Source organism: Bacillus sp. FSL M8-0277, from assembly GCF_037975305.1.
Taxonomy (GTDB): domain Bacteria; phylum Bacillota; class Bacilli; order Bacillales; family Bacillaceae; genus Bacillus; species Bacillus pumilus.
The window spans coordinates 2,250,975-2,263,634 of record NZ_CP150255.1; the positions used below are offsets into that span (position 1 = coordinate 2,250,975).

Annotated in this window: 21 protein-coding genes and 1 tRNA gene; 6 read left to right on the top strand and 16 right to left on the bottom strand. The window is 40.1% G+C overall.

Annotated features, from left to right (window positions below; all coding sequences use genetic code 11):
* Window positions 1-132: 132 nt before the first annotated feature.
* Together MKZ05_RS11265 and sinR are read left to right on the top strand one after the other, a co-directional pair.
* On the top strand, window positions 133-297 hold the full coding sequence (locus tag MKZ05_RS11265; protein ID WP_003217357.1) for an anti-repressor SinI family protein: 165 nt from the start codon (window positions 133-135) through the stop codon (window positions 295-297).
* Window positions 298-330: 33 nt separating this feature from the next.
* Complete coding sequence (gene sinR / locus MKZ05_RS11270) at window positions 331-666, top strand: transcriptional regulator SinR (RefSeq protein ID WP_012010555.1); 336 nt, start codon at window positions 331-333, stop codon at window positions 664-666.
* A 67-nt stretch (window positions 667-733) separates the two neighbouring features.
* On the opposite strand, the gene MKZ05_RS11275 is transcribed toward sinR, so the two are convergent.
* Genes MKZ05_RS11275 through tapA form a run of 3 tightly spaced genes read right to left on the bottom strand, consistent with a single transcriptional unit; the run spans window position 734 to window position 2,743 of the window.
* Window positions 734-1,534: a TasA family protein gene (locus MKZ05_RS11275; protein ID WP_003217403.1), complete on the bottom strand. Its 801-nt coding sequence runs from the start codon at window positions 1,532-1,534 to the stop codon at window positions 734-736.
* A gap of 57 nt (window positions 1,535-1,591) precedes the next feature.
* On the bottom strand, window positions 1,592-2,164 hold the full coding sequence (locus MKZ05_RS11280) for a signal peptidase I (RefSeq protein WP_003217306.1): 573 nt from the start codon (window positions 2,162-2,164) through the stop codon (window positions 1,592-1,594).
* Window positions 2,165-2,215: 51 nt separating this feature from the next.
* Window positions 2,216-2,743 carry an amyloid fiber anchoring/assembly protein TapA gene (gene tapA, locus MKZ05_RS11285; protein WP_212045914.1) on the bottom strand — a complete coding sequence of 176 codons (528 nt, stop codon included), beginning with the start codon at window positions 2,741-2,743 and terminating at the stop codon, window positions 2,216-2,218.
* Window positions 2,744-3,042: 299 nt separating this feature from the next.
* Between tapA and MKZ05_RS11290 the strand changes: the two genes are divergently transcribed.
* Window positions 3,043-3,321, top strand: a complete 279-nt coding sequence (locus MKZ05_RS11290; protein WP_249118272.1) for a DUF3889 domain-containing protein — start codon at window positions 3,043-3,045, stop codon at window positions 3,319-3,321.
* A 33-nt stretch (window positions 3,322-3,354) separates the two neighbouring features.
* On the opposite strand, the gene MKZ05_RS11295 is transcribed toward MKZ05_RS11290, so the two are convergent.
* From MKZ05_RS11295 to MKZ05_RS11335, 9 genes are all read right to left on the bottom strand, one after another.
* On the bottom strand, window positions 3,355-3,549 hold the full coding sequence (locus MKZ05_RS11295; protein ID WP_034620826.1) for a YqzE family protein: 195 nt from the start codon (window positions 3,547-3,549) through the stop codon (window positions 3,355-3,357).
* 59 nt (window positions 3,550-3,608) lie between these two features.
* A complete protein-coding gene (gene comGG, locus MKZ05_RS11300) occupies window positions 3,609-3,992 on the bottom strand; it encodes a competence type IV pilus minor pilin ComGG (protein WP_212045913.1) in 384 nt (127 codons plus the stop codon).
* Window positions 3,989-4,489: a competence type IV pilus minor pilin ComGF gene (comGF, locus tag MKZ05_RS11305; protein ID WP_212045912.1), complete on the bottom strand. Its 501-nt coding sequence runs from the start codon at window positions 4,487-4,489 to the stop codon at window positions 3,989-3,991. Before comGF ends, comGG begins: the two co-directional genes overlap by 4 nt.
* The gene (gene comGE, locus MKZ05_RS11310; RefSeq protein WP_003217390.1) at window positions 4,428-4,745 is read right to left on the bottom strand and encodes a competence type IV pilus minor pilin ComGE; all 318 of its coding nucleotides are present in this window, start codon (window positions 4,743-4,745) and stop codon (window positions 4,428-4,430) included. The genes comGF and comGE overlap by 62 nt, the downstream gene beginning before the upstream one ends.
* Complete coding sequence (comGD, locus tag MKZ05_RS11315; protein ID WP_212045911.1) at window positions 4,729-5,175, bottom strand: competence type IV pilus minor pilin ComGD; 447 nt, start codon at window positions 5,173-5,175, stop codon at window positions 4,729-4,731. The genes comGE and comGD overlap by 17 nt, the downstream gene beginning before the upstream one ends.
* Complete coding sequence (gene comGC / locus MKZ05_RS11320; RefSeq protein ID WP_212045910.1) at window positions 5,168-5,461, bottom strand: competence type IV pilus major pilin ComGC; 294 nt, start codon at window positions 5,459-5,461, stop codon at window positions 5,168-5,170. The genes comGD and comGC overlap by 8 nt, the downstream gene beginning before the upstream one ends.
* Before the next feature lie 16 nt (window positions 5,462-5,477).
* A complete protein-coding gene (comGB, locus tag MKZ05_RS11325) occupies window positions 5,478-6,518 on the bottom strand; it encodes a competence type IV pilus assembly protein ComGB (protein ID WP_212045909.1) in 1,041 nt (346 codons plus the stop codon).
* Entirely contained in the window at window positions 6,499-7,569 is a 1,071-nt protein-coding gene (gene comGA / locus MKZ05_RS11330) for a competence type IV pilus ATPase ComGA (protein ID WP_249118252.1), read from the bottom strand. Before comGA ends, comGB begins: the two co-directional genes overlap by 20 nt.
* A gap of 177 nt (window positions 7,570-7,746) precedes the next feature.
* Window positions 7,747-8,619: an STAS domain-containing protein gene (locus tag MKZ05_RS11335; protein WP_003217438.1), complete on the bottom strand. Its 873-nt coding sequence runs from the start codon at window positions 8,617-8,619 to the stop codon at window positions 7,747-7,749.
* A 98-nt stretch (window positions 8,620-8,717) separates the two neighbouring features.
* On the opposite strand from MKZ05_RS11335, the gene MKZ05_RS11340 reads away from it, so the two are divergent.
* Window positions 8,718-8,788 (top strand) — tRNA-Gln (locus MKZ05_RS11340).
* 54 nt (window positions 8,789-8,842) lie between these two features.
* Here the strand turns inward: MKZ05_RS11340 and MKZ05_RS11345 are convergent.
* On the bottom strand, window positions 8,843-9,223 hold the full coding sequence (locus MKZ05_RS11345; protein WP_003217382.1) for a Spx/MgsR family RNA polymerase-binding regulatory protein: 381 nt from the start codon (window positions 9,221-9,223) through the stop codon (window positions 8,843-8,845).
* Between the two features lie 212 nt (window positions 9,224-9,435).
* Between MKZ05_RS11345 and MKZ05_RS11350 the strand changes: the two genes are divergently transcribed.
* Window positions 9,436-9,678, top strand: coding sequence for a DUF2626 domain-containing protein (locus MKZ05_RS11350; protein ID WP_003217440.1), 243 nt, complete (start codon window positions 9,436-9,438; stop codon window positions 9,676-9,678).
* Between the two features lie 244 nt (window positions 9,679-9,922).
* Here MKZ05_RS11350 and MKZ05_RS11355 read toward each other — a convergent pair whose 3' ends face one another.
* Window positions 9,923-10,561: an MBL fold metallo-hydrolase gene (locus tag MKZ05_RS11355; protein ID WP_003217463.1), complete on the bottom strand. Its 639-nt coding sequence runs from the start codon at window positions 10,559-10,561 to the stop codon at window positions 9,923-9,925.
* A gap of 157 nt (window positions 10,562-10,718) precedes the next feature.
* On the opposite strand from MKZ05_RS11355, the gene MKZ05_RS11360 reads away from it, so the two are divergent.
* Complete coding sequence (locus MKZ05_RS11360) at window positions 10,719-10,892, top strand: DUF2759 domain-containing protein (RefSeq protein WP_003217333.1); 174 nt, start codon at window positions 10,719-10,721, stop codon at window positions 10,890-10,892.
* 25 nt (window positions 10,893-10,917) lie between these two features.
* On the opposite strand, the gene MKZ05_RS11365 is transcribed toward MKZ05_RS11360, so the two are convergent.
* Entirely contained in the window at window positions 10,918-11,232 is a 315-nt protein-coding gene (locus MKZ05_RS11365; RefSeq protein ID WP_003217504.1) for an MTH1187 family thiamine-binding protein, read from the bottom strand.
* A gap of 78 nt (window positions 11,233-11,310) precedes the next feature.
* Complete coding sequence (locus MKZ05_RS11370) at window positions 11,311-12,564, bottom strand: MFS transporter (protein WP_003217413.1); 1,254 nt, start codon at window positions 12,562-12,564, stop codon at window positions 11,311-11,313.
* Window positions 12,565-12,660 lie beyond the last annotated feature (96 nt).

Consider the following 12,660-nt stretch of genomic DNA (forward strand, 5'->3'; position numbering starts at 1 on the left):
AGCAACGTTTGTCTGTTTGTATTGGGCGGAAAAATGACGCAAGCAAACTATGAGGTCTTACCACCTGTGTCTTTCCATTTCATGCGTTAAGTGCCTGAAATACATGATTCAGTATTTTAGGAGGGTATTTGTATGGAAAAGAAAACGAACATATTAGACAGTGAATGGGTTCAATTATTACTTGAAGCTCGTAAAGCAGGGCTAACAGTAGAAGAAGTCCGTCAATTCCTCAAATCAAGTGAAAAGTCCTCTGAGTCTCACCCTCTGGTAAGAAGTCATTCTATCAAACCTTTCTGAATGTGCTATAATATCGAAAGGAAGGTGATGACATTGATTGGCCAGCGTATTAAACAATACCGCAATGAAAAAGGCTACTCACTATCAGAACTGGCCGAAAAGGCTGGGGTAGCGAAGTCTTATTTAAGCTCAATAGAAAGAAACTTGCAAACAAACCCCTCCATTCAATTTCTTGAAAAAGTCTCCGCTGTTCTGGACGTCTCGGTTCATACACTGTTACACGAAAAAGATGAAACCGAATACGATGGTCAATTAGATAGTGAATGGGAAAAACTAGTTCGAGATGCAATGACATCAGGGGTTTCGAAAAAGCAATTTCGTGAATTTTTAGATTATCAAATCTGGAGAAAAAAGCAAGAAGAGGAGTAAAGCGCACATTTTAGCGCATACTCCTCCAATTGCTATGCAGAACTTGATATCAGTCTAAAGACTGACTTTATTTTTTATCTTCGCTGTGTGCTTTTTCGTTTTCTTTCACGTAGCCTTTTTCATCCGTATGCTTTTTGGGATTGATCGTTAAACCATTCCACTGAGTCGCTTCGAAGGAAAGATCAATTTGAATCGCATCGCCTTGGTATTTATTTTGGATATAGTGACCAGCTTTATCCTTCGTCTGGTCATTGACAAATTCAATGATCATTTCCATTTTATCGTAATCAAACGGGTTCTTTGGTATGCCGTCATACTCTGGAGCCACTGTTCCATCAACAGTTGCTACATTAATCTTCCCACTTTCATGTAAAAACTTCTCATCGACGGCATGACGAAGCTTTTCAAATGCAGTCTGATCCTGTTTTGCCGTTAGTTCATGCAAGTCAAGCAGGTTTGCAGCGTCTAAGATAATATTTTTCGGATAACCATTTCCACCTTCGGCTCCAACCGTCAGAACACTCACCTGAAACTGACTGAGAAATTCTTCAGCTGTATTCTTACCGCCATTTTTCGAGGAAGCTCCATCTTGAAACTGGCTGTAATCAAGACTCATCAGCACTTGATTGATCGCAAGTGATCCTTTATTTTCAAAATTAAATTCTTTCTTGATGCGATCACCAGGTTTTAAGTTTGAAAGGTTGATGGCGCCGGAGTTCTCTTTTGCAGATAAATCCAGCTCTCCTGTCGAGTAGACCGCATTTGCCGTTTCTACATCGTTAAACGCCGCCCATGTCCCCCCACCAATTAATGCCAGGCCTAAAGCCCCTGATAATACACCTAAACGAATTGATCTTTTCTTTGCCATGAATGAACCCCCTAATAAATTGTTTTATTGAAACCTAATTAGGTTACAAACGAAAATTTAAGCTTGTTCCTCTGACATCTGTAAATCGGCCGTGTGTCTTCGGTGTTTTGCAGCGCCTACAAAATGAAGAGTCGAATAAACGAGCAGCATCACACCTGGTATAATGAGCAGCAACGCGGTTCCAGCCGAAGTCCCTGCATACGAAAGAAGCTTTCCTGCATATGGAATGGTCACACCCGTATACTGCGCAGCCACCTGATCCGCTTTTACTAGCGTGCCGTCCTGATACATATTGTGGTCACCTTTCGTCTCAAAGGCTTTATTTGCTCCCTTTCCTTTCACCCCAACAATTCGGTGGGTCACATAAGACTGGTCCTGCTTCGTTTGAAATGTGATAATATCCCCTTTTTTAAGTGCCTCCGGTGAAGTCACTTCTTTTACGACAATGAGTGAGCCAGTCGAAAATTCTGGTTCCATTGAGCCAGATAATACTTGCTTGAATTGATAACCGAAAATTTGAGGATCTCCCCCTGTAGTTCTTGATGACAATACGACAATAATACATGCAATCATCACCGTGAACACCACCACATAAAGAATACTTCCAGACATCTTCATCCATTTTTTCATGACCTCTTCTCCCCTTCGCCTATCATTGTTTCATTTAGAAGACAGCTCCATTTAGGATGCCTTTTCTTGACACTTTGTAAGCTGCATATGTTTAGACCATATAAATGCTTCTCCAGATCCTTCAAAACCTTTAGGGTAATAGATTTTAAACACATAGATTCCATTCGTTTTTGCTTTATCTGTCGTGACAGTCGTTGTTTGTTGAGAAAGAAGGGACTGTATAGAGCCTTTTTCAAGAATATGACCATCTTGTAACGGCTTCTGCTCACTTTTCACTTTATGTAATTCCCATTTCCATTCAGAGTGTGCAATAGGTTGTCCACTATTTTTTAGTGTCATGCTCAAGCTTTGAGGCGCGCAGACTGTTCCTTTGATCATCGTTTGATCAATGAGTTCCAAATGACTTCTATCCCATTTGGAAGGCTGACAATGCTGGTCCGTCTGTTCAAAATTTTCGCATGTTTTCATGACAAAATTTGAGTGCTCAATATCGTTAAAAGAAGCGTTCGTTGTTGAGATCAAGAGTGACGTGAAAATCAAACAAATGGCACAAAAAAGTACAAAGAACGACTGTTTCATTCATTCTCCAACTCCTTGAACGATTGTTCTTTAATAAGAACGATTACATACAGTATAAGGAAATACCTATAAAACCCAAAACGCCAAATTAGTCCATTTTGTTCTTAAACAAGAATGATTACGAGAAAATTCTTCCATTTTCTCATTCTTTCGCCGTATTCAATATTTTTTTGTGTGACATTTGTACTTCTTAAAAATTTACATAAAAGTGCAGCATTTGGTCAGAATAATAGCAGGTGAGGTGATGTGAAGTGAAATATGGAAAGATGATAATCATGCTCAGTTTACTGTTGGGTCCTATGATACAAGACGCCAATCCTGTGGATGCGAGAGGTTTCACTGCCGCCGCAGATCAATGGGAAACGCGGGCAGTCAAAGAAGCAAAGAAACGATATCCGCTAACGCAAGTCTTATTCAAACAAAAAGTATGGGACCGTCATCGTGAGAAGGAATCTGTGAAACAGTATCATATTACGTTAAAAGACCACACCAAAGAATTTGGGGTATTTGTCACTATTTCTTATAACCCTTACTCAAACAAGGTCAATAAAGTGATTGTTGTGGAAGAATACAGCTAAAGGGGCATAAAAAAACCGCCTACTGGCGGCTTTTTACTTTTGTCGATGTCGCTTACGTTTTTTTAGCATCATTGAAAACCCAAACGGCAGAACCCCAAATAAACGCTGTGAAAATGGCGGTTTCGTTTCCATTCTCTCTTGTTTATGTTCTTTCCGTTCGTCACGTGGTGTATTCATATATTTAATGATTTCCTGTGTCATATATTTTACATAGTCATTGGTTTTCAAGCACATTCACCTCTTCTTTCTTCAAGTGTTACCAGGAAGAGGATCATTTTATACACTGGCTATTCACGGTTTGCCCATTTCATGATTTCACGGGTCTTCCAATTCAGCACGAGTTCCCGTTCATCTGATAAACCATCTTTTGTTTTCACCCTGACTAACATGTGGATACGCTTTTTCTTTTGATCGCATGTTATCTTCTTTAATGTCACGCGGCCTTCTTCAGTGTGAATATGAGTTTGCTGCTGTTCACACAAACGATGGAATGTACGGGCAGCTTCACTCGCACCCACCCTGAAAAGCTGCTGTTTTTTATAAAACGAAATCGTCAGCTCTGCACTTCTCAGCTCTTTTTGAAGCCCTATCGTCATCGCCCCTAGGATCAAGAGAAAAAATAGAATTGCAGCCAGTACATGCGGATAGATAAATCCTCCTTCCCTTTTCACGATGTAGGAACCACCCCTTTATATATGAAAAAAACAGCTTCATACACCTTACCAGATTCATCTGTGACTTTAAGGATAGCTCTATGCTGATTTGTTCTCACGCGAAATTCTTTCACCTTTTGCAATAAAGGGAGATGGCCTGCTTGATCCATTCGCTTCCGAAGCATCTCTTGATATGGCTCAATCGTTACGACTCGCCCTTGATCAGATACATACTCTAACGCTTTACCTCCTTGCACCGATCGAACAGCCGTTGCTCGGCTTAATTCCTCATCTAATTGCAGAACAGTCTGTTTCCACTCCATTTGCGAAAATAGGTTAATCTCTTCAAAAGGACGGGCTTTCTCAGCTGTAGAAAAGATCAGTACACAGCCAAAAGAAAGGAACAAAAATAGCTGCAATTGCCATAAAGCCTGGACAAAGGTAAAACCTTGTTCACCGTTCAGCAACCTGGTGAAAGCATATGGTCTGCTTTTTTTGTATGTTGTATGATACACATCCCTTCTCTTTACTCCAATTGAATACATATGTGATGTCGCCTCGCTTCTTTTTGACAGAAGATTTTGTACCCTCTATAAACGATTCATTCATCTGTTCATGCAAAATTTGGTAAGCCTCAAGTTTGGCTCTTACTTCATTTTTCCCTATTATGATTTTTTCATAGGCCGGCATAAGCACAAGGGCTGCAAATAGGAAGATATGACAAGCAAACAGCGCTTCTATCGTACTAAACCCTCTATTGCTTTTGAACATGGATTCGCCCGCTTCCTAAATAGATCGTGAGCTTATACGTTTGACTGCCAAATTGAATGATGAGAGACCCGCCGCTGCTTGGATGTCCGTTTACATTAAAATAGATACCTTGTGTAAATGTAGAAGCCTGAATGCTTCCCTTTTGTTGCTGAAAAGAAGCAATGACTTCGCCATCCTTTTGATCGATTACTTGATACGATACATGTGGCGGATGGAATTCAACATATACACGTGTTTTTTTGACAAATGCAGTATTAGCAGCCAATTGAAAATCTTGTTTCATGATGTTCACTTGTTTTTTGGCTTCAGCGTCTTCTATTAAATTTGGGATTTTTACTCCTATGATCGACAATAGAATCGATAGAACCAGTAAGATCATTAGCTGTTCTATGAGGGTAAAACCCTTTTCATGAAAAATTAATTTATTCATGCTTCACATGGCCGTTTTGAATGACAATCGCTTTTCCATTAGGACACGTTAATCCCTTTTTAACATAGCCTTCTTTTACTAATTCAGCTAAAGATGGTGTCTTGCCATCGTGCTCTAATTCATATGCCATCACCTGAGTGCTCACCATTGATTTAAGCCCTTCACAGCCCTTTGCTTGAATCGTTTGGTGGTGACGAGTAATATTCGGAATGGTAATCAGTAAAAGAATCGAAATCACAAGCATGACAATTAACATTTCTAACAGAGTAAATCCTTTATCATTCATGTCTTTGCCCTCCTCCTTACACTTGCTCCATCAGTTGATACATTGGTAAAAGAATAGATAAATACACAATGAGTATAAGAATTGCCGTCAGTCCATAGATAACCGGCTGCAGCCACGACATCCATTTTTCAATTTTCAGCTCTGCATTCTCTAATAGAAATTGACTGTACGTGTACATTTCTCTTGCAAGCATCCCGCTCGCTTCACCATGCTCGATGACGGCTGCAAAACGTTTTTCAAAAAAAGGAGACAGGCTCACTTGATGTGCCATTCTCTCTCCTTTTCTTAACTCTTTAATCATCTGTTCTGATATTTCTTGAAGAAAGGGTAAGTAGCTTTGCTGCTTAAAAGCTAGCAAGCTCTCGTACATCGATAATCCAGCCTGAAGCAGTCCGCTTAACTGTAGAGAGAAAAGATACGTATGCATCAGCCGCATTCCTTTATATAAAAAAGGAAACCTGCTGATCACCCTCAGCTTCTCAAGGGTAGATTTTTTCCTAAAAAAGAAAGCATAGTATCCAGTCAGACAGATACACACACAGCCGATGAGGAGGAGAGATACATGCAGCAATTGAAAGAGTCCAAACATACCTTGAATCAGCCATGACATTCGGGTATCCATCGAGGAGTACAAGAGAGAAAATTGAGGAATGATCATTTGCTGAACGAGTATGAGCACGATCAAAACTGTAAAGATGAGGAAAATCGGGTAACGTAACATGCGTTTAAACGTATCTACCTGTTTAATTTTTTTCTCTAAAAACCGTGCGCTTTGTTCAAGTGCTTTTGCTAGACTTCCATGCTTTTCGGAGAAACTTAAAATGGCGATGACTTCCCGCTGAAAATGGAGTCTTTCTAGCACCACATAAAAAGGCTCCCCTTCGAGCAGCCACTGAATGCCCGGTGCTAATTGTTGCTGCTGCTTGTTCGACAACTGGATATTCAACATCGTTAATGCCTCAATCAATGTATATCCAGCCTGAATCAATTGAGCAAGTTTTGATAGACATTCCGCTTGATCCTTTTTAGACCATGCTTTAGAGGCTTGCTTCTTCATAAACCCAGCGATGATAGGTGTTTTTCGATAAATAGCCTAGTGCCACTCCTTTACGAATTAATCTATGCAGTGTTTCATATGACGAGTGAGCATATTCTCCTTTAGCTTCCTTGATACACTCACCAAGCTCCTTTCCGAACAGCAGTTCAAATACATTTGTTCGTCTGACCGGTCGATTTAATTTACAGTAAAGCTGGCATGTTTCTCCGCAAAAAGGACAGGTGAGCTCGATTAATCGCTGCGCAGCAATCGCCACCATCGTTTGTTCGAGTTCATTCATCGTGACACCAAATTCAAGCATACGATAAAGGGCTCCTTTTGCATTTTTCGCATGGAGTGTACTCATCACTAAATGGCCTGTCAGTGCTGCTCTAATTGCCGTTCGAGCCGTTTCAGCATCTCTTATTTCTCCTAGCACAATCATATCTGGATCATGTCTTAAAATAGCGCGTAATCCTGCCGCATATGTGATACCGGCTTTTTCATTTACTTGAACCTGCAGCACTTCTTCATTTCTCGTTTCCACAGGATCTTCAAGTGTAATAATATTTCTGTTGAAATTCTTTTTTGCAAACTGGATCAATGAATAAAGGGTTGTTGTTTTCCCTGAATTGGTTGGACCGGTAAATAAAATGAGCCCATGCGAATGATTCAAAAAGGATAATAACCTGGTGGATGCTTTCGGAAATAGTGACAGGTGTTTTATTTTTGGAACATGATCCTGCGGCAATATTCTAATCACTAAGCTCTCATCATTTACAGTTGGTAGAGTAGACATCCGAATAAACACCTGACCCCTTCTTAGCATCACAGCTAATGACCCATTTTGCGGTCTCCGTTTTTCTCCGATATCCATGGATGATAAAAATTTAAAATGAGCAATGAGCCGCTCGCCGCTTTTTTTATCAATGGTTCGCTGCTGAATTAAATCTGAGTCTACGCGGAAAGATACCGACGCTTCCTTTTCCTTTGGAACAATGTGCACATCAGATGCTCTCATGCGGCATGCTTCTTCTAGCAGCTCTTGTCCCAAATATTCAATCCCATACAAATGGTCCACTCCCTTCTCTGACCATATTGTAAGTCAGAGGAACCTGTCTGACAAAAGAGCAATTTATCATTTTAATGCCTAATCAATCGAAAAAATCATCAGCTTGCGATGGAAAACGTGGTTTTTTAAAAAAGTGCATATAAAAAAACCTGACTTTTACAAGTACAGGTTTTTTAGTCATGTGGCTTCTTGCGGCTGTTCTTCAAAAATACGAAATCCTCTTTTTTCCAAGGCTTTTGCAAGGCTGTGTTCTGTATTTACTTTTGAGAAATCAATGCCGAGCTTCACAACGGTTTGAGCGATCTCTGGGCGGATGCCTGAAATAATCGTCTCAATGCCTAGAAGCTTCGCACTATCCACCACTTTAAACAGCTGATAAGCAACCATCGTATCAACGATCGGTACGCCTGATATATCAATAAACAAATGCGTTAGACGCAGTCTTGAAGCCTGTTCTAGCACGGATTCCAAAATAATTTTGGCCCGGTACGTATCAATCTCCCCGATGAGCGGCAAAATTCCGATTTCCTTTGAAACTGGAATAACAGGAGCACTCAGTTCCTGAATCATCTCTCTTTGTGCATTGAGCTGACTCAGTGTCACGCGGTCGTATTCCTCTGATAAACGCTCGATCATATCATCAAACGTTGAATGAAAATGCTGATTCCACCCGCATACATCTTGGAGCGTCACTTCAAGCTCAGTTTCTAGTATGAATTTCTCGATTCTCGAACAGAAAATCTGACGAAATATCTTAAATTGTCCAATGATTTCATATAAAGGCACTTCGTGAACGGCTCGATCACGTGCGATATCAACAGACCACTTTTTCAAATGATTTTCTACTTTGTCTGACAGCGTCACAAGCGTTGCTGCAATGGTTTGAATAAACGCTGTGTTCTGTTCCTTCAACTTCATTTCCGTTTCCTCTGAAGCATGTTTGGAATATAATGAGCCTTCTTCTGTTCTTGTTTTCAGCCATTCTTCGGTCATGACAGGGGCTTCTTTTAGGATAAATTCATATAATTGCTTAGATTTTTCATTTTTCATTTACTTCTTCCGCTCCTTTTTCACTTAAAACTCGTGACATACAACTTTTATGTATAAATGACCGCAGATGGTGAACAATATCATTACACGTTTGATATTGGGCTATAGCCAAGTGGTAAGGCAATGGACTTTGACTCCGTGATCGTTGGTTCGAACCCAGCTAGCCCAGTTCAGCACAAAAACGAAGACGGCTGAAGCATGTTTCAGCTGATCTTCGTTTTTATTAGGAAACTGATTGATGTATCGCTTTCTTTTTTGATAATTTCATGAGTTCGCCTGGATTATAGCCTACTACTAATTTATTTCCATCAATGATAATTGGTCTTCGGAGCAGTTTTGGTTTTTCAATGAGAAGCTGAAGAACCTCGTTTACTTTTAAATCATTAATATTTAAATTTAAGCTTTTAAAAGCCTGACTTCGTGTGGCTAAAATTTCATCCATTCCTTCTGTTGTTAAGGAAAGGATCTTTTTTAATTCTTCTAGTGTTGGCGTTTCTCTGAAAAGGTGACGCTCTTTAAAATCAATTTGATTCGCCTTTAACCAATGTTTTGTTTTGCGGCAAGACGTGCAGCTCGGGTATGAATAAAAAGTAATGTCACTCATTAGTCTTCCTCCTTAGGTCGTTAACCTTTTCTCTTATGGAGTAAGTACCCTCATGTATTTCAGCATAAACACATTTTGATCACTTTTTCAAAAAAATTTTTCTACTCGTAAAATAAATGTTCACACGTTGTCAAAAATGTAAATGTTTACATAACAAGTGGTGATCAGCTATAATATGAATCAAAGGGGTTTTTTTAAGGGGAGGGAAAGAAATGAATCGCATGTTCCGCGTGCTTGGCTTTTGGACGGGTATTTTTGCTGTCATGTTCTATTTAGGGCATATGAAAGATGCATCGTTGCTGTTCTTCGGTCAAACCGTTCTTTTTGTATTTTTATCCTACTTGAATTTATCCGAAAGAATGTATATTTACATTTTCGGAGCGTACTTGACGATTTTCTTTGCCGGATTTACATATTATTCGATTTTCATCATGGTTCCCGGTACCGGACATTAATTGAAAAAAAGCATCGCTATAAAAAGAGATGCTCAGATTGTTGACAAAGGGCTAAAATGATTTTATTTTAGCCCTTTGTCTTCTTTTCAGCGTGATAGAAAACCTTTGAAGTCTAGGAAGGACGAGCATCGGAGCGGAGCGAATTTGACATTCGTGAGCACCGGAGCGCAGACCTGACAAAGAATGCGAGGGTTTGTCTACACGCTGAGCATCTCTATAAAAAGAGATGCTTTTTTTCATACGTTTAAAGAGAAAAGCCATTGATAAATGGATTTTGTTCCTGCTCCGTAAGTACAGTGGTTTCTCCGCCATGTCCACTTAAAACAAGAGTTGATTCTGGTAAAGACAATAATTTGTTATGAATTGATTGAAGCAGCACTTCTTGACTGCCCCCTACTAAATCTGTTCTCCCGATGCCGCCTTCAAATAGCGTGTCACCAGAAATCACAAATCCTTCTTCCGCCGAATAGTAAGACACACTGCCTGGTGAATGCCCAGGAGTGTGGAACATCTCTAATGTAAACGATCCAATTTGAAGAGTTCCTTCTGACGTAATTAATTTTTCAGCTTCTTTGACCGTAATTCCATTTCCAATCAATCGAGCTGAACCGTTTAATTCAGCGTTCGTGAGCCATTCTTTTTCATTCTCGTGTACATAGAGTGGCACTCCCCACTCTGCGCGCACTTCATCTGCGGCACCGATATGATCAAAATGAGCATGTGTCAGTAAGACCGCAAGCGGTGTGAGCTGTTTTTCTTTTACATAGGAAATTAGCTTTTGTGCTTCACCGCCTGGATCAAAGATTAAACATTCTCCGTGCTCATTTTTCCAAATATACGCATTCGCTTGTACATAGCCTAGTGGCATTCTTCTCCAATTCATTTTCATCACCTACTTTATTCATTCTTTTTTATTATGAAGGCTACACAATAAAAATTCAAACAATCGTCAACTGGAATCTACTCGACAAGCTTTATGAAAACGGTTAAAATGAAAAGAAAGGAAATCAAGGGGATTGATGACAAAGGGGGACTTTCACATGATGCTCGTCATTATTTTTGGTCTAGTCACGATTTTAGCTGCACTCGGGATCTATCGCTCACTTAAAAAAGTGAACGTACTTGCCATCGCTTTTGCTGGCGCGACATTTTTGGTTTTTGGCTGGTTTACTGTCATGACCATCATCTATAGCGGTTATCCAACTGCACATTAAAAAGCCTGCATTTAGCAGGCTTTTTTTATTGATTCAAGTGCTTATTCACGCTTTCTATTTTACTTGTAAGCGTTGTGGTTTGATCCCGCCTGTCATCAATGCGGATATTGGTCGCTACGCGGTGCAGTCCCTTTTCAAAAGGTGCTTCATGAATGTGCTGAATGACTTCAAATAAAACGGATAATTCACCTTCAATTAATGTATTCATTGGTGTTAGTTGATAATTAATTTTCCCTTCTTTTTGAAAGCCTTCTAAAATTCTTTGTACATCTGCTACATAAGCACTGACACTTGGTGTTTCCGTACCTATTGGAATGATAGTGACATCTGCTATGGCCATGTTTATTGCCCCTTTCCACTCAAATCCTCATGTTTTCTCGTCCTCATTGTAACCTATTCGCAATCCATCATGCCATGCTCACGTTGCATTTAAAGAAGGTTTGTCCCGTTCTATCGTCAAATCCGCCCTCTCTACCTTCCCAATTTTTGTGAATAGCAGCAGGCATATCCCTGATACAGCTTCAATGATGCCTCCAGCCGCAATGACATATCCGGAACCAAATAATGTCGCCATATAGCCGCCAATGAGAGCGCCTAACGGGATCATGAAGAAGGAGATCATATTGATAATTGCATACACTTGCGGCTGATCCTCTGCTTTTACTGACAATTGAATCATTGTATGTTCAGGCACGTTGACTGCACTGATGGCGGCACCTAATGCAAAAGCTGATATAAACACAAGTGGTAAAAATGCGTTCATACCTGTGATGAAAAACGAGATTCCATCAACAATCCCGGCACCTATAAACAGCAGCCCATACCGGTTCACTTTTACCTTTGTCAAAACAAACCCCATCAAGAATGCACCTAGTGCCGTTGTGACTTTAATAAATGAATAGATCACGGGTCCACTATGTAAATCCTCTGTTAAATAAATAACAGACAATGCTTCCCATGGGGCGGCAGCAAAGTTTGAGCAGACACAAAAAATCGCCAATGGGAACAAAATATGATGCCTTCTCACAAGTGAAAATCCCCGAATCAATCTTTTGCCGTATGATACCCCTTTTTTGGCTTTATCAATGATGATTTCTGTTTCATATGTAATGATTAATACAAGTAAAGCGGACAAGAGATAAAGAGGAATAATCACAAGCATTGTATATCCTACCCCTACAAACGCAATCATGACACCACAAACCGTGACCGTCACAAGCCTGACTACATGACTTGCTGATTGAATAGTTGCATTCGCTTTTTGTATGAGGTCCTCATGGACAAGCTTTGGAATAATTGATACAGACGCCGGTTCGTAGGAGCCACCAGTTGCCGAATGAAGCAGCATACAGCCAATAACAAGTGCTAATGGCGTGAAACCATAAAAGTAACTGACCACAATCACAAGAATTATCGCTCCTCTTGTTAAATCAGCAAAACACATCCAAAATTTCAATTGATGCGGCTTCATCATTGGGGTAATTAGCGGCCCAACAATGGCTTGCGGAACAAAGCTGACCGCAATAAAAAAGGCTGTTCCAATTGCCCCTTTTCCGCCTAGTACTAAAAGCCACAAGATGGTGTTGAAAGATAAACTATCAGCTGTTATTTTGCACATTTTAGACATAAATAAGTAAGTGAAATTCCTTTTCCACAGGCTTTGAGCACTCAATGATCGACATCTCCCTAAAACATATCCTTTTTTTTACACCCATACCTTTCACAATAGCTCACAAGGCGGCCTTCGTCAATTGCCCTAACATTATTT